20 protein-coding genes are annotated in these 24,200 nt (G+C 39.4%); all 20 read left to right on the top strand.

What is annotated here, in order from left to right; translation table 11 throughout:
- Positions 1-14 precede the first annotated feature (14 nt).
- The 20 genes from rlmN to ftsZ all read left to right on the top strand — a co-directional run bounded on the left by rlmN (position 15) and on the right by ftsZ (position 24,182).
- Positions 15-1,049, top strand: a complete 1,035-nt coding sequence (gene rlmN, locus HHT355_RS07250) for a 23S rRNA (adenine(2503)-C(2))-methyltransferase RlmN (RefSeq protein ID WP_330403383.1) — start codon at positions 15-17, stop codon at positions 1,047-1,049.
- Positions 1,050-1,165: 116 nt separating this feature from the next.
- A protein-coding gene (locus HHT355_RS07245; RefSeq protein ID WP_456298587.1) for an IS3 family transposase occupies positions 1,166-2,318 on the top strand; the annotation gives its coding sequence in 2 pieces (ribosomal slippage) (positions 1,166-1,437 and positions 1,436-2,318; 1,155 coding nt in all).
- 284 nt (positions 2,319-2,602) lie between these two features.
- Positions 2,603-3,325 (top strand): Stp1/IreP family PP2C-type Ser/Thr phosphatase, encoded by a 723-nt coding sequence (locus tag HHT355_RS07240; protein ID WP_103202775.1) that lies wholly within the window; start codon positions 2,603-2,605, stop codon positions 3,323-3,325.
- A 17-nt stretch (positions 3,326-3,342) separates the two neighbouring features.
- The gene (gene pknB / locus HHT355_RS07235; RefSeq protein ID WP_103202774.1) at positions 3,343-5,469 is read left to right on the top strand and encodes a Stk1 family PASTA domain-containing Ser/Thr kinase; all 2,127 of its coding nucleotides are present in this window, start codon (positions 3,343-3,345) and stop codon (positions 5,467-5,469) included.
- 1 nt (position 5,470) lies between these two features.
- Positions 5,471-6,352: a ribosome small subunit-dependent GTPase A gene (gene rsgA / locus HHT355_RS07230; RefSeq protein ID WP_103202773.1), complete on the top strand. Its 882-nt coding sequence runs from the start codon at positions 5,471-5,473 to the stop codon at positions 6,350-6,352.
- A gap of 127 nt (positions 6,353-6,479) precedes the next feature.
- Positions 6,480-7,151 carry a ribulose-phosphate 3-epimerase gene (gene rpe / locus HHT355_RS07225; protein ID WP_103202772.1) on the top strand — a complete coding sequence of 224 codons (672 nt, stop codon included), beginning with the start codon at positions 6,480-6,482 and terminating at the stop codon, positions 7,149-7,151.
- Positions 7,132-7,797, top strand: coding sequence for a thiamine diphosphokinase (locus HHT355_RS07220; protein WP_158245921.1), 666 nt, complete (start codon positions 7,132-7,134; stop codon positions 7,795-7,797). Before rpe ends, HHT355_RS07220 begins: the two co-directional genes overlap by 20 nt.
- Positions 7,798-7,841: 44 nt before the next feature.
- On the top strand, positions 7,842-8,936 hold the full coding sequence (ychF, locus tag HHT355_RS07215) for a redox-regulated ATPase YchF (protein WP_103202770.1): 1,095 nt from the start codon (positions 7,842-7,844) through the stop codon (positions 8,934-8,936).
- Between the two features lie 26 nt (positions 8,937-8,962).
- A complete protein-coding gene (gene lgt / locus HHT355_RS07210; protein WP_103202769.1) occupies positions 8,963-9,904 on the top strand; it encodes a prolipoprotein diacylglyceryl transferase in 942 nt (313 codons plus the stop codon).
- Between the two features lie 579 nt (positions 9,905-10,483).
- Positions 10,484-10,912, top strand: coding sequence for a division/cell wall cluster transcriptional repressor MraZ (gene mraZ, locus HHT355_RS07205; protein ID WP_103202768.1), 429 nt, complete (start codon positions 10,484-10,486; stop codon positions 10,910-10,912).
- 26 nt (positions 10,913-10,938) lie between these two features.
- Positions 10,939-11,886, top strand: a complete 948-nt coding sequence (gene rsmH, locus HHT355_RS07200; RefSeq protein ID WP_103202767.1) for a 16S rRNA (cytosine(1402)-N(4))-methyltransferase RsmH — start codon at positions 10,939-10,941, stop codon at positions 11,884-11,886.
- 31 nt (positions 11,887-11,917) lie between these two features.
- Positions 11,918-12,439: a septum formation initiator family protein gene (locus HHT355_RS07195; protein ID WP_158245920.1), complete on the top strand. Its 522-nt coding sequence runs from the start codon at positions 11,918-11,920 to the stop codon at positions 12,437-12,439.
- A 30-nt stretch (positions 12,440-12,469) separates the two neighbouring features.
- The gene (locus tag HHT355_RS07190) at positions 12,470-14,764 is read left to right on the top strand and encodes a peptidoglycan D,D-transpeptidase FtsI family protein (RefSeq protein WP_103202765.1); all 2,295 of its coding nucleotides are present in this window, start codon (positions 12,470-12,472) and stop codon (positions 14,762-14,764) included.
- Between the two features lie 87 nt (positions 14,765-14,851).
- Positions 14,852-16,801: a penicillin-binding transpeptidase domain-containing protein gene (locus HHT355_RS07185; protein ID WP_103202764.1), complete on the top strand. Its 1,950-nt coding sequence runs from the start codon at positions 14,852-14,854 to the stop codon at positions 16,799-16,801.
- 190 nt (positions 16,802-16,991) lie between these two features.
- On the top strand, positions 16,992-17,960 hold the full coding sequence (gene mraY / locus HHT355_RS07180) for a phospho-N-acetylmuramoyl-pentapeptide-transferase (RefSeq protein WP_103202763.1): 969 nt from the start codon (positions 16,992-16,994) through the stop codon (positions 17,958-17,960).
- A gap of 27 nt (positions 17,961-17,987) precedes the next feature.
- Entirely contained in the window at positions 17,988-19,349 is a 1,362-nt protein-coding gene (gene murD, locus HHT355_RS07175) for a UDP-N-acetylmuramoyl-L-alanine--D-glutamate ligase (protein WP_103202762.1), read from the top strand.
- 14 nt (positions 19,350-19,363) lie between these two features.
- A complete protein-coding gene (locus tag HHT355_RS07170; protein ID WP_103202761.1) occupies positions 19,364-20,503 on the top strand; it encodes an FtsW/RodA/SpoVE family cell cycle protein in 1,140 nt (379 codons plus the stop codon).
- A 207-nt stretch (positions 20,504-20,710) separates the two neighbouring features.
- The gene (gene murA, locus HHT355_RS07165) at positions 20,711-21,991 is read left to right on the top strand and encodes a UDP-N-acetylglucosamine 1-carboxyvinyltransferase (RefSeq protein ID WP_103202760.1); all 1,281 of its coding nucleotides are present in this window, start codon (positions 20,711-20,713) and stop codon (positions 21,989-21,991) included.
- A gap of 43 nt (positions 21,992-22,034) precedes the next feature.
- Positions 22,035-22,778 (top strand): cell division protein FtsQ/DivIB, encoded by a 744-nt coding sequence (locus HHT355_RS07160; RefSeq protein ID WP_103202759.1) that lies wholly within the window; start codon positions 22,035-22,037, stop codon positions 22,776-22,778.
- Between the two features lie 210 nt (positions 22,779-22,988).
- Positions 22,989-24,182, top strand: coding sequence for a cell division protein FtsZ (gene ftsZ, locus HHT355_RS07155; RefSeq protein ID WP_103202758.1), 1,194 nt, complete (start codon positions 22,989-22,991; stop codon positions 24,180-24,182).
- Positions 24,183-24,200: the final 18 nt, after the last annotated feature.

Here is a 24,200-nt window from a genome sequence, read left to right as displayed (position 1 = left end):
GGAATACGATGGTTATGGATATAAAATCCTTATATATTGATGAATTAACGGAAGAAATGAAGAAACTAAATCAGCCGGCATTCAGGGCCAAGCAGCTTTATGACTGGATGCACTGTAAGCTGGCTGCGTCATATGATGAAATGACAAATTTGCCAAAAGATTTAAGGCAATTACTGAGTGAAAACTATCCGTTAACTGTGCTTAAGGCGGTTGACAGTCTTGTATCTGAAAAGGACGGGACTGTTAAGTACTTATTCAGGCTCAGTGATAATGCTGTTATTGAAAGTGTCCTTATGAAATACCGCCACGGCAACAGTGTATGTATTTCATCCCAGGTAGGGTGCAGCATGGGGTGCACTTTCTGTGCTTCAACCATAGGTGGAAAAGAAAGGGACCTGTCTGCATCGGAAATGCTTGACCAGGTATACAGGATACAGGTTATGAGCGGTGAGAGGGTCAGCAATGTGGTGGTAATGGGAACGGGAGAACCTTTGGACAATTATGATAACCTGGTACGTTTTATCCGTATTGTAAGTGACAAAAACGGCCTTAATTTAAGTGCCAGAAATATTACCGTATCTACCTGCGGTATACCCGATAAAATAAGGTGCCTGGCTGAAGAAGGCCTTCCGGTTACTTTGGCATTGTCACTTCATGCCCCCAATGATGAATTAAGGCAGAAACTTATGCCGATAGCCAGAAAGTACAAGCTTTCGGAGGTAATGGATGCCTTTATATATTATTATGAAAGAACAGGAAGAAGGCTGACCTTTGAATACAGCCTTGTGCAGTCAGTCAATGATGAAGAAGAGCATGCTAAAGAATTGGCACAACTTCTTCAAGGCTATAATTGCCATGTTAATTTAATACCTGTTAATCCTATAAAAGAAAGAAATTATGTAAGGTCGGCTAATGCCAGAGTACAAAAATTCAAAAATATACTTGAAAAAAATAGAATAAATGTTACTATTAGAAGAGAAATGGGCTCGGACATAAATGCTGCCTGCGGGCAGCTTAGAAAGAGCTATATGGACAGGTGTAGCAAATAAATTGTTGCGGTTAGTTGTATCCCATATCTTTGTTTTAAACCTGATAAGATAGGGTGCATATAATGATACCAGAAATTAAGACAGACAAAACGGCCAAAATAAGTTAGAATGGAACTATGGAAAAGAGAAGAAATTTTACACCGGAAGAAAAAGCAAAAATAGTGATTGAGGTCTTAAGGGAAGAAAGAACGCTGAATGAGATTGCTGCCGAATATGAAATACATCCGAACCAGCTAAGTCGCTGGAAGGCAGAATTCATAAGCAATGCAGGCAGAGTTTTCAGCAAGGAAACTGATGAAGTAGAGAAGGTCAAACAGTCGTATGAAAAGGAGAAGGACGAACTGTTTAAGCAAATTGGACAACTTTCATATGAGGTTGCCTGGCTTAAAAAAAAATCTGGCCGACTCTAAGTCCCGTGAAGACCGCATGAAGATGATTGACAGAGAAGAAAAGAAACTGAGCATCACAAAGCAAGCCGAACTGTTGGGAATTAACCGTACAAGCCTTTACTACAAGCCGGTTCCAGTAAATGATGAGGAATACCTGATTAAGCGTATTATTGATGAGATTTACACGGCTCATCCGGAGTATGGCTACCGCAGGATGACGAATATCCTGAACCGGGATTATCACATTCATATCAATCGAAAGCGAACCCGGCGTTACATGAGGGAAATGGGGATCCATGGTTTCTGTCCTGGACCTAATCTTAGCAAACGTCTGCATGGCAAGTATTTGTATCCGTATTTGCTGAGAGGCTTGAATATTGATCATCCAAACCAGGTATGGTCTATAGACATAACATACTGCCGGATGAAACGTGGTTTTATGTACATGGTAGCCATTATAGACTGGTATTCCCGGTATATTGTTGGATTTGAGTTATCAAATACTTTGGAAAGGACATTTGTATTAGAGGCAATAAAAAAGGCGATCAAACGGTACGGGAAACCTGAAATTATGAACAGTGACCAAGGTTCACAGTTTACCAGTGATGATTACATAAACTTACTAAAAAGTAACAATATAAAAATTTCAATGGATGGGAAAGGAAGAGCACTGGATAACCAAAGGATAGAGCGCTTCTTTCGATCTTACAAGTGGGAAAAGCTTTATCTTGAGGATTGCGAAACAGGGCACCAACTCCGGCAGATTACCAGGGATTATGTTGAATATTATAACAACCGGAGACCTCATCAGTCGTTAGACTACAAAACGCCAGCAGAGTATTATTTCGGGGTTTACAAACAGTTTCAGGCAGTCGTATAAAACCTTGGGGCTCTGCCCCAAACCCCGTCCTCGCCGGAAGGCAGCCGGTCTGTCATGACAGACCGGAAAGAAAAATGATGTATGTGTATTGGATGTCAAGGGTCAAGATGAACTCGCTTACGCTCGCCCTTGACATCCTCAGACATAGTAAATAAATGTAAAATATAGAAATTTAAAGAAAGGAGAATCTAACTTAGAAAAGCTGAAAAATTGTCTTGACAATGGGGGGCATTATAGCACCTGCCAAATTCCAAATGTTTTGGGATGGACGAGGAGGTGCAGGCTTGAAAGCATTTTCTATCACGGATATAGGAGAAAAACGAAGGATAAACCAGGATTATGTCTTTTGCGAGACAAATCCTATCGGCAATTTACCGAACCTTTTTATTGTAGCCGATGGGATGGGAGGGCATAAAGCCGGTGATTATGCTTCAAGGTTCTGCGTTGAATTTTTTACGCAATTTATAAAAGAAAGCAATATAACATCCCCGATAGCACTTATGGAAGAAGCCATCAGGGCTACTAACGAAGCTCTCTATACAAAGTCAAAGCAACAGGAAGAATTGGAAGGAATGGGGACCACATTTGTAGTTGCTACAATATGCGGTAAAGAAATGTATGTTGCAAACATAGGGGACAGCAGGCTTTATGTTATCGGCAAAGAAATAAGGCAGATAACAGAAGATCACAGCCTGGTCCAAGCCATGGTAAAAACGGGTGAATTAAACAGGGATGAAGCCAGAGTTCACCCGAATAAGAACATAATAACAAGAGCGCTTGGTGTCAATGAAAAAGCCCAACCGGATTTCTTTGAAGTGGAACTTGCAGAAGGGGATATTGTTTTGATGTGCTCTGATGGTCTTACCAATATGCTGGAAGACGAATATATAGAAAAGATTATCAGGGAAAATGCAGACGACCCTAAGACTGCTGCCGAAACATTGGTAAAAACAGCCAATCAGTACGGGGGGAGAGATAATATAGCAGTCATCGTTATTAAAGTATGAAAAAGAGGTGAAAGATAATGTTAAAACCCGGTATGTATATAAGCGATCGGTATGAAATAATTGATATTGTCGGTTCAGGCGGCATGGCCGATGTTTATAAGGCAAAAGACCAGCGGCTGAACCGTTTTGTTGCGATTAAGGTGTTAAAACCGGAATATGCCAGCGACACAAGCTTTGTAAATAAGTTTATAGGTGAGGCTCAATCGGCTGCCGGCTTATCCCATCCCAATATCGTTAATGTTTATGATGTCGGCAATGAAAACGGCTTACATTATATTGTTATGGAGTTTATAGAAGGAATTACCTTAAAGCGGTTTATCGAAAGAAAAGGAAAGCTTGATATTAAAGAAGCCGTTGGTATAGCCATACAGATTGCCCAGGGTATGGAAGCAGCCCATGACAATAATATTATTCACAGGGATATAAAACCCCAGAATATTATTATATCCAAAGACGGAAAAGTAAAAGTAACCGATTTTGGTATAGCCAAGGCTTCCAATTCCAATACAATTACATCAAATGCCATGGGATCTGTTCATTATTTATCCCCTGAACAGGCCAGGGGCGGTTATAGTGATGAGAAAAGTGATATCTACTCTCTTGGAGTAACATTATATGAAATGCTTTCAGGACAGGTACCGTTTGCTGGAGACAATACCGTATCGGTAGCTTTGTCCCATTTACAGCAGGAACCCATACCTTTAAGAGAACTGGATGAAAATATTCCGGTTAGTTTGGATAAAATAGTTCAAAAGTGTATGCAAAAAAGACCTGAGAGAAGATATCACTCTGCCTCTGAGTTAATTGCCGATTTAAAGAGGGCACTAACCAATCCTGACGGGGATTTTGTCCAGATTCCTGCCTTTGTGGCCAATGATTCTCCGACTATCAATATTTCGAATGATCTGGGAAGAATAAAGAACGGTGTTTACTCTACAGACAATCTTCACAACAGGAAAGATGATAAGGCAATTGACGATGACGACGATGATCTGGAAGCCATGGATGAAAAGGTTGATAAAATCTTTTCGGTAATTACGATAGTTACTATAGTGATTGTGACAATAGCAATATTTTATATTGTCGCTCGTTTTATCCTGCCTAGGAAAGAAGAAAATCCCAATACAGATCCGATAGTTACGGAGACACCTACTCCCGAACCTACTGAAGAACTAACTCCGACACCGGAGCCTACTCAGGCAATTGAAACATATAAAGTTCCTAATGTTAAAGGGCTTAAGTATGAGGATGCCAAGGCTACTATTGAAGCAAAAGACCCGACTGCTTTAGTAAGATCTGAAGAAGAATATTCAACAGAAGAACCCGGTTTTGTCGTAAGGCAATATCCTAATCCGGATACGGATTTCCCTGTGGGGTCAGAAGTAATCCTGTATGTAAGTGTAGGGCCTGAATCTTTTGTGATACCTTATGTATATGGTTTGACCAAAGAACAGGCTGAGCAAAAACTTGCCGAAGTAGGGCTTAAGGTCAAGTTTGAAACTATGAACAGCAACGAGATACAGGCAGGAAAAGTTATTTCTACCGATCCGCCGAAGGAATCAGTGGTAAAAGAAGGAGATACCATAACAGTATATATCAGCGCAGGTCCCGAAGTTAAACAGGCGGCAGTTCCCGATCTTATCGGAAAGACTGTTGATGAAGCAAGGACCTTACTTGCCAATGCCGGTTTGGCTCTCGGAAGTGTAAGTGAAGAGCCTTCGGAAAGATATCCTGCCGGACAGATATTCTATCAGGATACTACAGCCGGTGAGCTGGTTGATCAGGGTACCAAGATTAATGTAAGCGTTAGTACCGGACCGGAAAGTGTTGAAACAGGTCCTTCAACCGGTCATTCCGGTAATGTAAGATACTTAGGAACGTTAAGAATTAGCGATATTAATCCTTTGGATTATGTGGGAGACAATCAAGCCGAAGTTATTCTGGAACTGGAGCAAAACGGCTACAGCACCGAGATTTATAACGAGGTTATGACTGTCACGGACTTCCCTCTTGAGCTTACGGTTGAAGGAGAAAGTGAATCTGTAGGCATAGTGAGAATGTATATAGACGGTGAATTGTTTAAATTAAGAGGAACCGATGAAGCTTATGTATGGTATGTAAACTTTAATGCAGTGGAGGAATAGCTTGAAGGGCAAGATAATCAAAGGTATAGCCGGATTTTACTATGTGCATGTACCGCAGGAGGATAAAATATATGAATGCAAGGCAAAAGGGGTTTTTCGCAATCAAAATATAAAGCCTCTTGTCGGTGATAATGTGGAAATTGATACCGATGATCAGCCTGAAGGTTCGGGTGTTATAACCGATATTCTTCCGAGGAAAAATGAAATTAAGCGGCCTGCTGTCGCAAATGTGGATCAGGCTTTGGTCATGTTTGCGGCAGCACAGCCGGATCCGAATTTAAACCTTTTGGACCGTTTCCTTATTATGATGAAAAGGCAGAACATAGATGCTATAGTCTGCTTTAATAAAAAGGATATAGCAAGTCAGGATGAGATCCGCCTGCTGATGGATACGTACAGGATATCCGGGTATAAGGTTATCGGCATAAGTGTGCTTATGCAAGACGGGTCTACTGAAATATGTGATTTATTAAAAGGAAAAACCACAGTTCTTGCCGGTCCTTCAGGAGTAGGAAAATCATCATTGATAAATTTGATAAAACCGGATGCCAAAATAAAAACCGGTGAAGTAAGCGAAAAGATAAAAAGAGGCAGACATACCACCAGGCATTCGGAACTTATCTGTATAGATAAAGACACCTATATAATGGATACTCCAGGATTTAGCTCCCTTTATATAGACGAAATAGACAAGGATGAGCTGAAGGATTATTTTATAGAATTTAAAGAATATGAAGATATGTGCCGTTTTATAGGATGCATGCATCTTAATGAACCCGGTTGTGCCGTTAAAGAGGCACTAAATGAGGGTAAAATCAGCAGCATCCGATATGAAAATTATAAGGATTTATATGAAGAACTTAGTGAAATAAAACGGTATTAAAATAACAGTATTTTAAAATTAATAAATATGAATCGTTGGCTAAGTGAATTTTTATAATATATAGCATATATTTACGGACAATATATAATGAATTTACTTGTTATTGTATTTACTGATGGAGGCCACTATGATTAAACTTGCGCCGTCAATTTTAGCGGCTGATTTTAATGTACTGGGAAAACAAATCAAAACAGTAGAAGAAGCAGGGGTACCTTACTTGCACATCGACGTAATGGACGGTAACTTTGTGCCCAATATCAGTTTTGGTATTCCGGTTATATCTTCAATCCGGGAAAAATCAAATTTAATTTTTGATGTGCATTTGATGGTAAATGAACCCGAAAGGCTGCTTGAAGATTTCAAAAAAGCGGGAGCCGATATAATAACAGTACATGCGGAAGCATGCACTCATCTTCATAATACCATTCATAAAATAAAAAAACTGGGCCTTAAAGCGGGAGTGTCCTTAAATCCCGCAACCGGCCTTAATGTTTTGGATTACATTATAAATGATATCGATATGGTTCTGATAATGAGTGTTAATCCGGGTTTCGGAGGACAAGCATTTATACCAAGTTCATTGGATAAAATAAGGGATTTAAAAGAAAAGGCCCAAAAAGCCGGTGCTAATATAGATATTGAAGTAGACGGAGGCATAACACCGGATAATGTTGCCGACGTTTTGGAAGCCGGAGCAAATGTAATTGTTTCCGGAACAAGCATATTTGAAGGAGACATAGCGGCCAATATAAACAGATATTATGAGGTATTCAGGAAATTTGAGCAACAACATAAGTAAGAATAAAGTTTTGATAGTAACCGGGGGCAGTATAGAACATGATTTTTTACGTTCCCTGATTTTAAATGAACAGTATTCCGTGATTATAGCAGCGGACAAAGGCTTACTTGCATTGGACAGGCTAAATATTTTGCCTGACTATATATTGGGGGACTTTGATTCCGCAGGTTCGGAAATATTAAGTAAATACAGGGAAAAATCCATACCGATAATGACTTTTCCTTCGCAAAAGGATATGACTGATACCGAGCTGGCTTTTGAGCTGGCCTTAACAAAAAAGCCTTCGGTTATTGATTTTGCAGGAGCTACCGGGACCCGCCTGGATCATACTTTGGCTAATATTAACCTTCTTTATGTTGCATTGGAAAAGAAAATTGATGCAAAAATTATAGATGCAAATAATAAAATTTATCTTAAAGCCGAAAATTTTGTCATAAAGAAAGACAAGCAATACGGCAATTTTGTTTCCCTTCTTCCTTTTACTTATCAGGTAAAGGGATTAAAGCTGCGAGGTTTTAAATATCCTTTGGACGGAATAATACTCAAAAAAGGAAGCAGCCTGGGAATCAGCAATGAGATTACAGATAAAGAAGGAATAGTCGAATTTGATGATGGGATTTTAACCGTATTTGAAACAAGGGATTAAATATAAGAAGAAATCTTTACATTATATAAGGAAGGAACGAACATATGAAACTAGGTATCGTAGGCTTACCCAATGTAGGCAAAAGCACACTGTTTAATTCATTGACAAAAGCCGGTGCGGAATCGGCCAACTATCCTTTTTGTACTATAGATCCGAATGTCGGAGTTGTATCCGTACCTGACAAAAGACTGCAGGTACTGGCTGATTTATATAATTCTGAAAAAATTATTCCGGCTATCATTGAATTTGTGGATATAGCCGGACTTGTAAAAGGAGCTTCAAAAGGAGAAGGCCTCGGCAACCAATTCCTCTCCCATATAAGAGAGGTCGATGCCATTGTTCATGTAGTCCGTTGCTTCGAGGATTCGAATATAGTCCATGTAGAAGGCTCGGTTGATCCGGGGAGAGATATTGAAACCATAAATCTGGAGCTAATATTCTCCGATCTGGAGATTTTGGAAAGAAGAATTGCAAGGACTGCCAAAGGGGCCAAAAACGACAAGGATTTGGCTAAAGAGCTTGAAATGCTGGAAAGATTAAAAGTGCATCTGGAAGAAGGAAAACCGGCCAAAACTTTTGCGGCGGAAGAAGAAGAGAGTAAACTTATAGCCACTTATAACCTTCTTACCGCAAAGCCTGTTATCTATGCTGCAAATGTTAATGAGGAAGATTACGCAAATGACGGAGCAAATAACCCGTATGTAAAAGCGGTTAAAGAGATTGCGGCAAAAGAAAACTCAGAAGTGTTTGTTATATGTGCCAAGATCGAGCAGGAAATGGCAGAACTGGACGATGAAGAAAGAAAAATATTCCTTGAGGATTTGGGACTTGAAGAATCAGGTCTTGATAAACTAATAAAAGCAAGTTACAGGCTTTTGGGCCTTATCAGTTTCTTAACTGCAGGTCCAAAAGAAACTAGGGCCTGGACAATTACGGCCGGCACCAAAGCACCTCAGGCGGCAGGTAAAATTCATTCGGACTTCGAAAGAGGCTTTATAAGGGCAGAGATAGTCAATTATGATGATCTGGTAAAATGCGGCAGCTACAATGCGGCTAAAGAAAAGGGCCTGGTACGCCTGGAAGGAAAGGACTATATTGTTCAGGACGGAGATGTCATTCTTTTCCGCTTTAATGTATAATATTGCACGAGAAAGTGGTGAAAATAATGGGAATACTGCTTAGCAGTGAAGCCTTAACCAATATTAGGTTTCCGAATTTGGGAATAGAGTTAAAGAATGTTCCGACAGGTATTGACATCTTCGGTTTTCGAATTGCCTTCTATGGCATGATAATCGGGTTTGGAATGTTGTGCGGATTTCTGATAGCCGAATGGGTCGCAAAAAAGACAGGCCAGGACCCGGAACTTTATTTGGATTTTGCCTTGATTGCCATAGTAGTATCTGTAATTTTTACAAGACTGGGCTATGTAGTTTTTTCCTGGGATGAGTTTAAGGACAATCTACTTGAGATATTTAATCTAAGAAGCGGCGGCCTGATGATTTACGGAGGGATATTCGGAGCTATTTTATCTGCGGTGGTTTTTTCCAAAGTCAAAAAATATCCCTTTTGGCTCCTTGCGGATACCGGATGTATAGGTCTTATAACAGGTCAAATAATCGGCCGCTGGGGCAACTTCTTTAACAGGGAGGCATTCGGCAAATATACCGACAGTCTTTTTGCAATGCAGCTAAATATAAAGGACGTATCCTATGATTTCAGAATGCCTGTTGTAAGTTTGGCTGAAAAATATGCGGGAAGACAGGCTGCTTTTGAACGGATTATGGAAATCAGAAATAATATTGTCTGGGTAAATGGTGCCGAATATATTCAGGTTCATCCGACTTTCCTGTATGAGTCTTTATGGAATCTTGCCGTATTGATAATACTGATAATTTGCACCAAACGCAAAAAATTCGACGGTGAGATTATGCTTCTGTATCTGGCAGGTTATGGTCTCGGCCGTGTATGGATTGAAGGACTCAGGACCGACCAATTGTTTTTGTGGGGAACACCGATTCCCATATCCCAATTGATTTCAGCCCTGATAGTATTGTTCTCTGTGGGAATGATTATTTATAAAAGAGGGAAATTAAAAAAATCTAAATAGCAGTAGTATTTGAAATCAGCTAAGCTGCAGCAAGCCTAAGATTTGCTGCAGCTTTTTTATCATTAGAGATTTTTTCGTTTTCCCGTGAAAAATAGTCTAAGTAAACTTAATTACTATAAGAAATATTTTAATTGCCATAATTTTTATAAACCGGGACCAATTTCCTATATTCCGGAAAATCGCCTATATATTGACATATTTTGTTCGATTTTTGATTTTAGTACAATATATTGTAAATTTACCTCATAAAAGCACAGATTTGCCAGTAATTATGGGCTTTCTGTGCCTTTATTTTTTTGGATAAGTACTTGATTAATTCCCATTATTATAATAAAATTAAGTCAGAAGTGGAGCAAAGTGGTGTGAAGTGGTGGTAAAATCCACGAAAGTGGTGAAAAGTTATAAGGGAATATGACCATATAAGTGGTTAATCACTACAGTACAACCACAAATTTGCAGTAATCATTGGTTTTACACAATTACCAAAACCACTAATGTGGCTAAAATGCAAATGAAATGCCATTTAATTATAAATATAAATGGTACAAGCCATGTTACTTATGAAGACGGGTGCTGCCTATGTTTATGGGTGAATATGTCCATACAATAGATGCAAAAGGGAGGATTATTATACCATCCAAATTCAGGGAAGAACTGGGTGAAGAATTTGTTCTAACCCTGGGGCTTGACGGATGTCTTTTTGCGTACCCATATTCAGAATGGCAGATATTCGTTGAAAAACTTAAGACACTTCCGGGGACAAAAGAAGCAAGACAGTTGCAGCGCTACTTTATGGCAGGTGCTGCTGCATGTCAGGCTGACAAACAGGGAAGAATATTAATACCTGCAAAGCTTCGTGAAAGCGCCGCTCTTGAAAAGGAAATTGTTTTTGTCGGTGTTTTAAACAAGATTGAAATATGGAACAAGGAACGCTGGGAGCAGAACAATCAATATGATGATGTGGATTCAATAGCGGAGCATATGTCACAATACGGTATTAATTTCTAAATCCCCTATGGATAAGGAGCCTGATTATGGCGTTTGAACACAAACCTGTACTATTGGATGAAGTTATCGAAAATCTAAACATTGATCCTGCCGGTATATATGTTGACGGAACAGTAGGCGGAGGCGGCCATTCTTTTGAAATAGCCTCAAGGCTTACCACCGGAAGACTTGTCTGTCTGGATCAGGATGAAGCAGCCATTGATGCTGCCACAGCAAGGTTGGCTGAATTTAAAGATAAAGTTACGGTAGTAAGAAGCAATTACAGCAATATAAAAGCAGTACTCGAGGACCTACGAATTGATAAAGTCAACGGAATCCTTCTGGACCTTGGGGTGTCATCTCATCAATTGGATACCCCGGAGCGGGGCTTTTCATACCGTGAGAACGGTCCGCTTGATATGAGGATGGACAAGCGAACTACAACTACCGCAAAAGATATTATAAACACCTATAGTGAGGCGGACCTTTACCGTATCATAAAAAATTACGGTGAGGATAAGTTTGCCAAAAATATAGCCAAACACATTGTCCGGGCACGGGAAAAGAAAACTATAGAAACAACTTTTGAATTAAACGAAATAATAAAGGAAGCTATACCCGCCAAGTTCAGAGCTACGGGAGGACATCCGTCCAAGAGGACTTTCCAGGCTATTAGGATCGAATTAAACCGAGAACTGGAAGTTCTTAAGGAAACTTTGCAGGATATGATTGATTTGCTTCTGCCCAAAGGCAGACTGGCTATAATTACTTTCCATTCCCTTGAGGACAGAATTGTAAAAGAAGCCTTTAAAGTAAATGAAAATCCTTGCACTTGTCCGCCGGGTTTTCCGGTCTGTGTATGCGGTAAGAAACCTAAAGGAAAAATTGTAACAAAAAAACCGATCCTACCCTCGGATGAAGAGATAGAATTTAACAAAAGATCAAAAAGCGCAAAATTAAGAGTATTTGAAAAGACATCAGAGGATAACATTTAAGACGTTAATGGGTGCAGAGAGGGGAAAAGTCATGGCTCAAAACAGAAGCAATTTTCAGTATCAAACAAGGACAAGCTATATAGACGGCAATACGGCCCGCAAAAGAGAACTAAGCGGGCGATATGCCGTGAACAATTATAATACCGCTTACAAGGCTGCTCCGGTAACCGAGCCAAAAATAAGGGAGCATGCCAGACCGGAAAGACAGGTACGCACACAGCCAAAAGGCTTATCAGGCATAAGCAAGGCGTCATTGTTTGTGTTGACCTTAGCTATAGGTGCGACTTTATACTTTTGCATAGAGTTTTTAATGCTGCAAAACGAGGTAAGCAGGTTGGAAAAAGATATTATAACTATGGAAAAAACCCTTGCTACCATGAAGAATGAAAACGATGCGGCATATGAACAGATAAATATGGTTTATGATCTTGATTATGTATATAACGTAGCCGTAAATGAGTTGGGGATGGTATATCCCAACAATAATGAGGTTATTACTTATAAAAAAGCCGAAGAAAGCTATATCAGACAGTATGCAGATATACCGGATTAAGATTATGCTTTGTAATGAGGTCAAAGTACTATGGAAAAAACAACTGTAAAAATAAAGCAATTTACTTCCAGAATGCAAGCAAGATTATTGCTTGTATTTTGTGTAATTACCCTGCTTTTGGCCGGTCTTATCGGAAGACTGATTTACATAATGGAAACTGACGGCGAAAGGTATGCCAAGCAGGTTCTTTCAAGGCAAACCTATGTCAGTTCTGTAATACCGTATAAAAGAGGAGAAATTCTCGACAGGAACGGTACTGTCTTAGCCAGAAGCGAACTTAGATATCGATTGATTCTCGATCCGGAAAATCTCTTGCTTAATTCGGATAAAATTCCCAGCACAATAAAAGCCCTTAATGAGTATTTCCAAATTGAACCTGACACAATTAACAAAATACTTGAAGAAAGTCCCAAAAGCAGATATAAAATTTTGCTTGATAACCTGCAATTGGCTCAGGTAGAGGAATTTAAAAAACTGATAAAACAGGATTCAAATATTAAGGGCCTCTGGTTTGAAGAAAAATATATCAGAGCATATCCTTATGATACCCTGGCTTGTGATGTCATCGGATTTACATCCGCAGACAACAAGGGGTATTTTGGAATTGAGGAATATTATAACGAAGAATTAAACGGGAAAAACGGAAGAGAGTATGGCTATTATGATTCTTCTCTAAATATAGAAAGGATCGTTAAGAAGCCGCAGAACGGAAATACGATAGTAAGTACAATCGATGTAAATGCCCAAAGAATTGTACAAAAGCACATACGTCAATTCCTTGAGGAATTCGGAAGTAAAAGCATAGGGGTTCTGGTGATGGATCCCAACAGCGGGGAAATCATCGCTATGCATTCAAATTATGAGTATAATCTGAATTCTCCAAGAAATCTTGAAGGAATATTTAGCGAAGAAGAGCTTGCCAATATGACTCTGGAACAAAAGATTGAAGCCATGAACCGGATCTGGAAAAACGATATTATCAGTTCTGGATATGAACCCGGTTCAACATTTAAGCCATTTACTGTAGCTATAGGGCTGGAAGAGGCGATTATCACCGAAAACAGTTCATTCTATTGTGACGGGTCGGAACAGGTGGGAGGCTGGACTATCAGATGTAATGCCAGATACGGCCACGGGGAGCTGACTTTGGCCGAAACCCTGATGAAATCATGCAACGACGCAATGATGCAGATATCAAGGCTGGAGGGAAGGGATTTATTTTATAAATATCAAAAATACTTTTCCTTTGGTCAAAAAACCGGAATAGACCTGCCAGGAGAAGAAAGCGGTATTATTACTTCGCTTGATAATCTTAATGCGGCTGAACTGGCTACAAGCAGTTTCGGACAGACTTTTAACGTAACCATGCTTCAGATGGCTGCGGCTTTTTCGTCCCTGGTAAACGGCGGATACTATTATCAGCCTCATGTGGTAAAGGAGATAATGAATGACGAAAAAGCTACTATTAAGAAAATCGATCCTTTACTGATAAGGCGTACTGTATCGGATGAAACTTCAAGGTTTATACGGGAAGCCATGTATCAGACCGTAGAGATGGGAACCGCAAAACCTGCAAAGGTGGAAGGATATACTATAGGCGGAAAAACCGGTACTGCTGAAAAGTTTCCCCGAAATCAGGGCAATTATGTAGTGTCTTTCCTGGGGGCAGTCCCGGCACTTAATCCTGAGATTGTAATTTATGTTGTTATAGACGAACCTCAGAATGTAGAAAGGCAGGATGACAGTTCCATAGCAACCAAATTTGCAAGCCGTATAATGAAGGAACTTCTTCCCGCACTTGGCATTTATCCTGAGGGTGAGATAGATTACCTGCTTCCAAAAGACGGTAATGGTGTGAGTGTCGGAGATGAAACCGGCGCAAGGATTATTGACAATACTGACGGAAATACTTTGGATGATGAAAAAGAAGACACGTCCGAAAACTTAAATCAGACTGATGAAACAGCAAACGATAATACAGCAGATAATTCCGGCAGCAACACAGGCAGTAATACCAATAATGCAAGCGGTAATAGTACAAACATAAACAGCGGCAATGCAAACGGTAATACAAATGCCGGTAGCTCCGATCAAAATACGTCAAACGGCAATAATTCAAATAGAAATGGCAATAACAGCTCAAATGACAACAATTTAAACGGCAACGGTACCAATGATAATAATGTTAATAACAATAACTCAAGCAGCAATAGTACAAACATCTCTAATGATGCGGGCGAAGATTCAAACCTTGAGGTAAATCAAAACACGCAAAACTCAAACGGCCATAATGACAGCATAGACGAAAATCCCAACGGACCGTAAAAATCCGGCCGATTAAAAATTACACCAATGAATAAAGCCATATCATCGGTAATAAAATAAAACGATAAGAGTATTGGGACTGATGATATGGCACGAAACAGGACTTATAACAGAAGAAATATATTAATTGTTTTATCGGTTATTTTGCTGGTAACTTGTATACTGACAGGAAGACTTGTTTATTTGATGATATTTAAATCTGAGTATTATTCTGCCAAGGCTAAGGCTCTTCATGAAAGGGAAAGGCCCATTAAAGCCAAGCGAGGCAGCATATATGACATAAACGGTGTAGAACTGGCAACCAACAAACCCGTATGTACAATTTCGGTAATCCACAGCCAGATAACGGATCCTGAAAAGGTGATTTCCGTCCTTTCCGAACATCTGGGTTTAAGCGAGGAATACGTAAGGAAAAGGGTGGAAAAAGTATCGGCAATCGAACGAATAAAATCCAATGTAAGTAAAGAAATAGCCGATAAAATCAGGGAGTATAAACTGGATGGGGTTATGGTTGATGAGGATTACAAAAGATACTATCCTTACGGCAACCTGGCATCCAAGGTAATTGGATTTACAGGCAGTGACAACCAGGGAGTAATCGGCCTGGAAGTAAAATATGAAGATTATCTTAAAGGAATAAACGGAATGATTCTTACCCTTACAACCGCCTACGGAGTGGAAATACCGAATGCGGCTGAAGACAGGGTAGAACCTCAGCCGGGCAACGATCTTTACATAAGCCTGGATATAAATATACAAAAGTATGCTCAGCAGGCTGCTTACAAAGTGATGGAAGCCAAGAGCGCAAAGAACGTAAAACTGATAGTAATGGACCCAAGAGACGGCAAAATTTATGCTATGGTCAATGCACCTGAGTTTGACTTAAACGATCCCTATACTTTAATAAATGAGATTGCAAAAGATTATGTAGGAGAAACTTTAAGTGATGAAAAGCTTAATGAACTTCTAAACCAGATGTGGAGAAATGCCAGCATCAGCGATACATATGAGCCGGGATCGGCTTTTAAAATAATTACGGCAACTGCCGCTTTGGAAGAAAATGAAGTAAAACTTGAAGACAGATTTTTCTGTCCCGGATTTAAGACGGTTGAAGACCGGATTATCCGCTGCCATAAGGCCGGAGGCCACGGCAGTCAGAATTTTGTTGAAGGAATAAAGAATTCATGCAATCCGGTATTTATAGAAATCGGAGCAAGACTTGGGGCAGAAAGAATGTATGATTATTTCAAACGTCTCGGCCTGTTTAACAGGACCGGTGTAGACATTCCCGGAGAAGCAAATTCCATAATGCACAATATAGACAATGTAGGTGCTGTGGAGCTTGCAACCATGTCATTCGGACAGTCCTTTCAGATAACACCCCTGCAGCTTCTTGTGGCTGTAAGTGCGGTTATCAATGGAGGTAAACTGGTTACACCTCATTTCGGTTTGCAAATCAAAGCACCGGACGGAAGAGTAATAAAAACTCTGGAATATAAAACGACTGAAAATGTTATCTCAAAGGAAACATCTGAAACAATGAAAAAACTTTTGGAAGCCGTAGTATCCGACGGTACCGGAAAAAGAGCTTATCTTCCCGGTTTTCGTGTAGGAGGAAAGACAGCTACTTCCGAAAAACTTCCGAGAAGATCCGGTAAATACATATCATCTTTCGTAGGTTTTGCTCCTGCGGATGATCCTCAGGTAATCGCCATTGTACTTATAGACGAACCGGTAGGAATATACTACGGAGGAACCATAGCGGCTCCGGTCATTGCAGAATTATTCGATAATATTCTTCCTTATTTGGGAATTGAAGAAAGATATACCGAAGAAGAGCAAAAGGAGTATAAGGTCGGTACTTTTACTGTTCCTGACTTTATAGGTAAGACCAAAAAGGAAATGAAAGATCTTTTAAGAGTATACGAATTCGGAGAAATATATACTCTCGGAGAAGGCGATATTGTTATTGAACAATTTCCGCTTCCGGGCGAAATTGTAAATAAATACAGTCCTTTGGTACTTTATTACCAATAAATTTTTGTAATTTTTACAGTTCAAATAATATTGTTATTTTACATGTCATAAAGTATAATAAACCGAGTGTTCCTATACAAAAATTACTTTTATTATTTTGATAAGTTTAAGTTTCAGGCCACTTGTTTATAATAATCAGAGACAAATACATAAGAATTATACCTAAAAAAAGACAGATAAGGAGTTTTTTATGAACTATTCGGATTTTCAGGTTATTTTACCGGTTATAATATCATTTGGTGTTTGTGTTGTTTTATGTCCCTTATTGATACCTATTTTAAGACGTATGAAGTTCGGCCAGTATGTAAGACAGGAAGGACCGGAATCCCATCTTAAAAAATCAGGAACACCTACCATGGGCGGAATAATAATTGTTTTGAGTATTTCTATTACTTGCCTTTTTTACCTGAAAGACAACAAAGAAATAATTCCCGTTTTGTTTGCCACTATAGGTTTCGGTATCATCGGATTTTTGGATGATTACATAAAAGTGGTTATGAAACGTTCTTTGGGGTTAAAGGCATGGCAAAAGCTTTTGGGACAGATTTTAGTTACCGCGATATTCGGTTTTTACCTGGTGGGTTCCGTAGAAGATGTTACATGGATGATGATTCCGTTTTCCGGAGGTAAATATGTAGATATTTCATACCTTTTTATTCCGATGATGTTCTTTGTAGTTTTGGGGACCGTAAACGGTTCCAATTTTACCGACGGACTGGACGGACTGGAATCCAGTGTTACCGTACTGATTGCCACGTTTTTTACGGTGGTATCTATTGGCCTTAAAAGCGGTATATCCCCGATTTGTGGGGCAGTAGCCGGAAGCTTGCTTGCGTTTTTGCTGTATAACGTATATCCGGCAAAAGTGTTTATGGGGGATACCGGTTCGCTGGCTTTGGGAGGTTTTGTAGCCTCTGCGGCATATATGCTTAGAATGCCATTATTTATTGTTCTAGTAGCATTCATATATTTGATAGAAGTAATCTCTGTCATACTCCAGGTCGGTTATTTTAAACTTACCGGAGGCAAAAGACTGTTTAAGATGGCTCCCATCCATCATCATTTTGAATTGATGGGCTGGTCTGAGACCAGAATAGTAGCCGTGTTTTCTATAGTTACAACAATACTTTGTCTTATAGCTCTGATGGGAATCCATTAATTAAGCAAAGTGGGGCATGGTAACTGAATGAATTTAAAAGGCAAGCAAGTTTTGGTATTCGGTGCAGCAAGAAGCGGTATTTCTGCAGTTAAGTTACTGCAAAAATCAGAGGCAGCAGTATTATTATATGAAGAAAGAAAAGATTTTGATATTACTAATTTTTATGGGAAAATAGATACTGAGAAAAATTTCAGGGCTTATCTCGGAGACTTTCCTTCATACCTTCTTGATGAAATTGACCTTATGATTATAAGCCCCGGAATAACATTGGAACATCCTTTTGTAAAAAAGGTGCAGGAAAGAAAGATCCCCATATGGGGGGAACTGGAACTGGCTTACCGATATGCAAAAGGCAAAATAATAGGCATAACGGGAACCAATGGGAAAACCACGACTACTTCTTTGACGGGAGAAGTTATAAAAACATATTATAATGAAGTGTTTGTGGCGGGAAATATCGGAAATCCATATTCCGACATTGCCCCGGATACTACCGATAAGTCCGTAACGGTACTTGAGGTAAGTAGTTTCCAGCTTGAAACAGTACACGAATTTCATCCTCATATAAGTGTTATTCTGAATATTACACCGGACCATTTAGACAGGCACCATACCATGGAAAACTATGTTAGCCTTAAAGCAAATATAGCAAAGAATCAGGATAAAAATGATTTATGCATCCTAAATTATGAGGATGAATATACAAGAGAAATAGGAAGTCGCATAAAAACGCAAGTACTTTACTTTTCAAGTGAAAGAAAGCTAAAAAAGGGCTTGTACCTGGACGGGGATGACATAGTTTATTGCAAAAACGGGTACATAGAAAAAATTATAAACGTAAATGAGCTTAAGATTTTAGGCAAACACAATTATGAAAATGTCATGGCTTGCCTTGGTATCGGCCTTGCCATGGGAGTTCCAGTGGAACTTATAAAAAAGGCAGTTACATCCTTTACGGGAGTTGAACATAGAATTGAATACGTAGACACTATAAACGGTGTAAAATACTACAATGACTCCAAAGCAACCAATCCCGATGCTGCGATAAAAGCAGTTAAGGCTATGAAAAGTTCTACCATACTGATTGCGGGAGGATACGATAAAGGGGTGGACTTTGACAGCCTTATACAGTCTTTTGAGGGAAGGATAAAAACATTGGTTCTTTTGGGGCAGACTGCAAAAAAGATAGCAGATACTGCCGTAAAATACGGCTTTTCTGATATTATTACGGTAAAAGATTTAAAGGAGGCCGTTTCTGTAAGTGCAAAAATAGCCAAGTACGGAGATGCGGTTTTGCTTTCTCCGGCCTGTGCCAGCTGGGGAATGTTTGACAATTTCGAACAGCGCGGCACGATGTTTAAAGAATATGTTAAAGAATTACGCAAGTAAAGATGGGAGATCAAATGGCAAGAACAGCAGGTGAAGTAAACGCAAAAAAAACATATCATTATTATGATTATAGTATGTTATTCCTGATTCTTTTTCTTGTGTGCTTTGGCCTGGTCATGATATACAGTACATCGTCCTACAATGCTCAAAGGATCTATGGAGATGCTACTTATTATCTGGCAAGACAGGCACTTTTCGGAGGAGCGGGAATACTGATAATGCTGTTTGTATCCAAAATTGATTACAGAATATATATAAGAAAGCTCCCTATAATTAAGCTCAGACCCATAACGATACTTTATTTTTTATGCGTAATGCTTCAGGCATTGGTATTAGTATTCGGTGAAGAAGTAAAAGGTGCAAAACGTTGGATCAACATAGGTTCTTTTTCATTTCAGCCGTCTGAGCTGTCCAAGATAGCGGTCATTTTAGGAACAGCGTTCATAGTAAATCTGGCACCCAAAAAGCTGGATAAAATATGGGGATTCCTTAGGGTATGCTTATTTATGGCACCCCTGGTTGGCCTTATAATTGTCGAGAACTTATCTACCGGCTTAATAATAGGCATAATAATAGTTTCAATATGCTTTGTAGCCAGCAGAAAAAAGGCTTATTTTATAATATCGGGTATTGTCATGGGCGGATTGGCCTCCCTTATGATATTCTTCGTAGACTTCAGATCCACCCGTATTGAAGCATGGAGAAATGTTGAAACCCATGAACTGGGGTATCAGATTCTTCAAGGCTTATATGCCATAGCTTCGGGCGGAATATTCGGTAAGGGCTTGGGAGAGAGCATGCAAAAGCTGGGCTTTATTCCCGAATCCCATAACGATATGATTTTTTCGGTAATTTGCGAGGAGTTGGGATTGTTTGGGGCAGTTGCCCTTATCCTTTTGTTTATTCTTTTGTTCTGGCGTATTTTTATTATAGCCATAAATGCCCCGGATTTGTACGGAGGCCTTATAGCGACCGGCGTTCTTGCTCATATAGCATCTCAGGTATTAATAAATATTGCGGTTGTAACCAGCACCATTCCGCCTACCGGAATACCTCTTCCTTTTATCAGTTACGGAGGAAGCTCGCTTCTTGTTATCCTGTTTGAAATGGGGATAGTTCTAAGTGTCTCCAATCAAATAAAGATACAAAGATAACGCAATATTTCGTTATATTGACAGTAAATAGCCAAAAACCGGTTTTGAACAGCAGATTTAAGCCGTAATATTTTAATATTGGGGCTTTAAGTCCTTGGTTTTGCTCCGGTTTATGGCTACTAACTCATAGATTATTGCCACTTTATCACCCGGACAAAGGAAATATCATATAGTGTATTGTATTTCCATAAATGTCTGAGGTGTGCTATGTCGAGCATCAAGGTTATCGGCGGTGGCAGTTTAAAAGGAGAATTAACAATACAGGGTTCAAAAAATGCAGCATTGCCGATAATTGCTGCAACAGTTTTGAATAAAGGTTTAACCATACTAAAGAATTGTCCCAAGATACTGGATGTATTTCATATGATAAAAATACTTAAGGAGTTGGGGTGTTCGGCCGAATGGGATGAAAATACTCTGATTATAGACACCTCAAAACTTTCATCTGCAAAAGTATCAGAAAGTTCTGTACGGAAGATGAGAAGCTCCATTCTGTTTTTGGGATCACTACTAGGAAGATGTCATGAGGTTTCCATAGCGTACCCGGGAGGATGTTCAATAGGAAAAAGACCCATAGACTTTCATCTGGACTCTATTAAGAGAATGAATGTGAGCCAGGAGTTTCTGGGGGAGGACAAGGATATAATATACTGCCGGACGGAAAAAATTGTCGGAACCGATATCTTTCTAAAATTTCCAAGCGTAGGGGCAACACAAAATATTATACTTACGGCGGTACTTTCGGAAGGGGTTACCAGGATATTTAATGCAGCAAGAGAACCGGAAGTACTGGAACTATGCAATTTCTTAGTTGAAGCCGGAGCAAGAATCTGCGGAAAAGGGACTGCCTTTATTGAGATAGAAGGCGTAAAGAGTCTTCGTGATGTGGAATTTACGCTTTCACCGGATAGGATTGTAACAGGAACATATATGGCAGCCGTAGCAGCTGCCGGAGGCGATGTGATTTTACAAAACACCCCTGTAAACCAATTGGATTCTGTTATTAGGGTGTTAAGTAAAGTCGGATGTGACATAAAGACAGGTGCAAATTCCCTTAGAGTAAAGTGCGATAAAAGGCCTTTACCTATTGAAGTACTTAAAACTCAGCCTTATCCGGGATTTCCTACCGATATGCAGTCTCAACTGATGACCGTCTTAAGTCTTGCGGACGGAAAAAGTACCATTATAGAAACAATATTCGAATCACGGTTTCAGAATGCTTATGAACTAAAGAAGATGGGGGCAAATATTACTATAGATGAGAAAGAAAAGAAAGCAGTTATATCGGGGGTTAAAAAACTTAAAGGAGCAACAGTAAAAGCCCATGATCTTCGGGCGGGTGCTGCCCTTATTATAGCAGGTATAGCTGCTGAAGGAACTACAATAGTAAAGGAAGCGGACACAATCGAGCGGGGTTACGAGGATATATGCAGAGACTTAGGCAGCCTCGGGGCTAACGTAAGTTTTTGCAGTGAGAATATTTTATAAGCCCATTATACTACTATGAATATGCACCTGAATGGAGTATATTATGGATAACAAATTATACAGGAAGAATAACAGTGTACTAAGACGGATAAGCAAGCGCCTTATTAAATTAGCTGTTTTTCTTGGAATACCGGCTGCAATCTTTATATATTATTTTCAGTTAAAAAATATTACGGTAACCGGTTCTTCAAGGTATAGCCAGGACCAAATTGTTAAAAGGCTGATAAATAAGAGGGAAGACAAAAATACGCTTATATTTTATCTGAAGTACAAATACTTTGTTGATATCAGGATTCCGTTTGTAGAAAAAATGTCCTTTGAACTGGTAGACAGAAATTCCGTCAGTATCAGGGTTTATGATAAGAGAATTATAGGCTGTATAGAATTCATGAGTGATTACTTCTATTTTGATAAAGACGGCATAATTGTGGAAAGCACGTCAAATAAAATTGACGATATTCCGCAGGTCAAGGGACTGAAATTTCAAAAAATTGCATTGAACGAAAAACTGGAGGTGCAGAAAGAAGAGCTATTTGATGTAATTCTGAATTTGACACAGCAGATTGAAAAGTACGGTCTTAACGTAAATACAATAAGTTTCAACAATAAATATGAAGTAACGTTAGATTGCGGCGATATAAAAGCAAAGCTTGGCAAACGAAGTACATATGATGAAGTTTTGGCAAAATTAAAAAACATTTTGGACGAGGTAGAGGGCAAAAAATTAACCATAGATATGACAACCGGCACAGATTATTTCATAGCAAAACCGGAATCGGAAGATTAGATAAAAAATTATCAAATAATTCATAAAATAATAAAATTATGCTTGATTATTTGGGAATTTAAAGATATCATATATAATAAGAAATATACAATAAGTAGTATTATGACTGATTTTTGTCCCATTATAATGTGGTTTAATATGGTATAATTACCAATAGATCAGATTGTAAGTAGTTCAATTTTGAATAATACGATGAAGGAGGAATTGACCTTGCTTGAAATAAGAACTAATGAGGCGGAAAATACTGCGAAAATACTTGTTATCGGAGTAGGAGGAGCAGGGAACAACGCCGTTAACAGAATGATAGAAGAGAATATAAAAGGTGTTGAATTTATCGGGGTCAATACGGACAAGCAGCATCTTAAAACCTGTAAGGCTCCTGTATGTATTCAGATAGGTGAAAAGCTGACAAAAGGCCTTGGTGCCGGAGCTCAGCCTGAAATCGGGCAGAAAGCCGCCGAAGAAAGCAGGGAACAATTAACTGAAGTAATTAAAGGAGCAGACATGGTATTTGTAACCTGCGGCATGGGAGGAGGAACCGGTACCGGTGCCGCTCCTGTAATTGCACAGATTGCAAAAGACATGGATATTCTTACGGTAGGAATAGTAACGAAACCTTTTAAATTCGAAGCAAAGACCCGTATGGCAAACGCTTTGGCGGGAATAGAAAGGTTAAAGGAACAGGTTGATACCCTAATCGTAATACCTAACGATAAATTGCTTGAAATAGTCGATCGCCGGACAACAATGCCGGAAGCTTTGAAAAAAGCGGATGAAGTATTGCAGCAGGGTGTTCAGGGAATTACGGACCTAATCAACGTACCGGGATTAATTAACCTGGACTTTGCCGATGTTAAGACCGTCATGAAGGATAAGGGAATTGCCCATATAGGTATCGGTTATGGAACCGGAGACGATAAGTGTATAACTGCAGTAAAGCAGGCAATTACAAGTCCGCTTCTTGAAACAACCATACAGGGAGCCACTCATGTAATTATTAATATATCCGGTGATATCAGCCTAATTGAAGCAAATGACGCCGCCACATTGGTTCAGGAATTAGCAGGGGATACGGCAAACATAATTTTCGGTGCCATGTTTGACGACTCCACTCCGGATACGGCATCTATTACAGTTATAGCTACCGGTCTTGAATCAAAACCCAGAGAACTGGTAAAAACACCGGAGTTCTTAAAGAGAACCACTTCCCCTTCATCATTACATAATATTTTAAGAACAGGTCAAAGCTCATATGTTCCTCCTAGGACAAGCTTTAATACGGACCCTGATCGTAAGCCTGTAAGCCAGTCAGGTCAGGCTAAACCGCCAATAAGCAGCACAACCGATACGGGCGGCATCAAGATACCGGAATTTTTACAGAAGAATCGTCATAATAAATCGTGAAATAATAAAGGCTCTTTG

Origin of the sequence: Herbinix hemicellulosilytica (genome assembly GCF_002904165.1) — a bacterium.
Lineage (GTDB): Bacteria > Bacillota > Clostridia > Lachnospirales > Lachnospiraceae > Mobilitalea > Mobilitalea hemicellulosilytica.
This window is presented reverse-complemented; position numbering and strand designations above follow the sequence as displayed.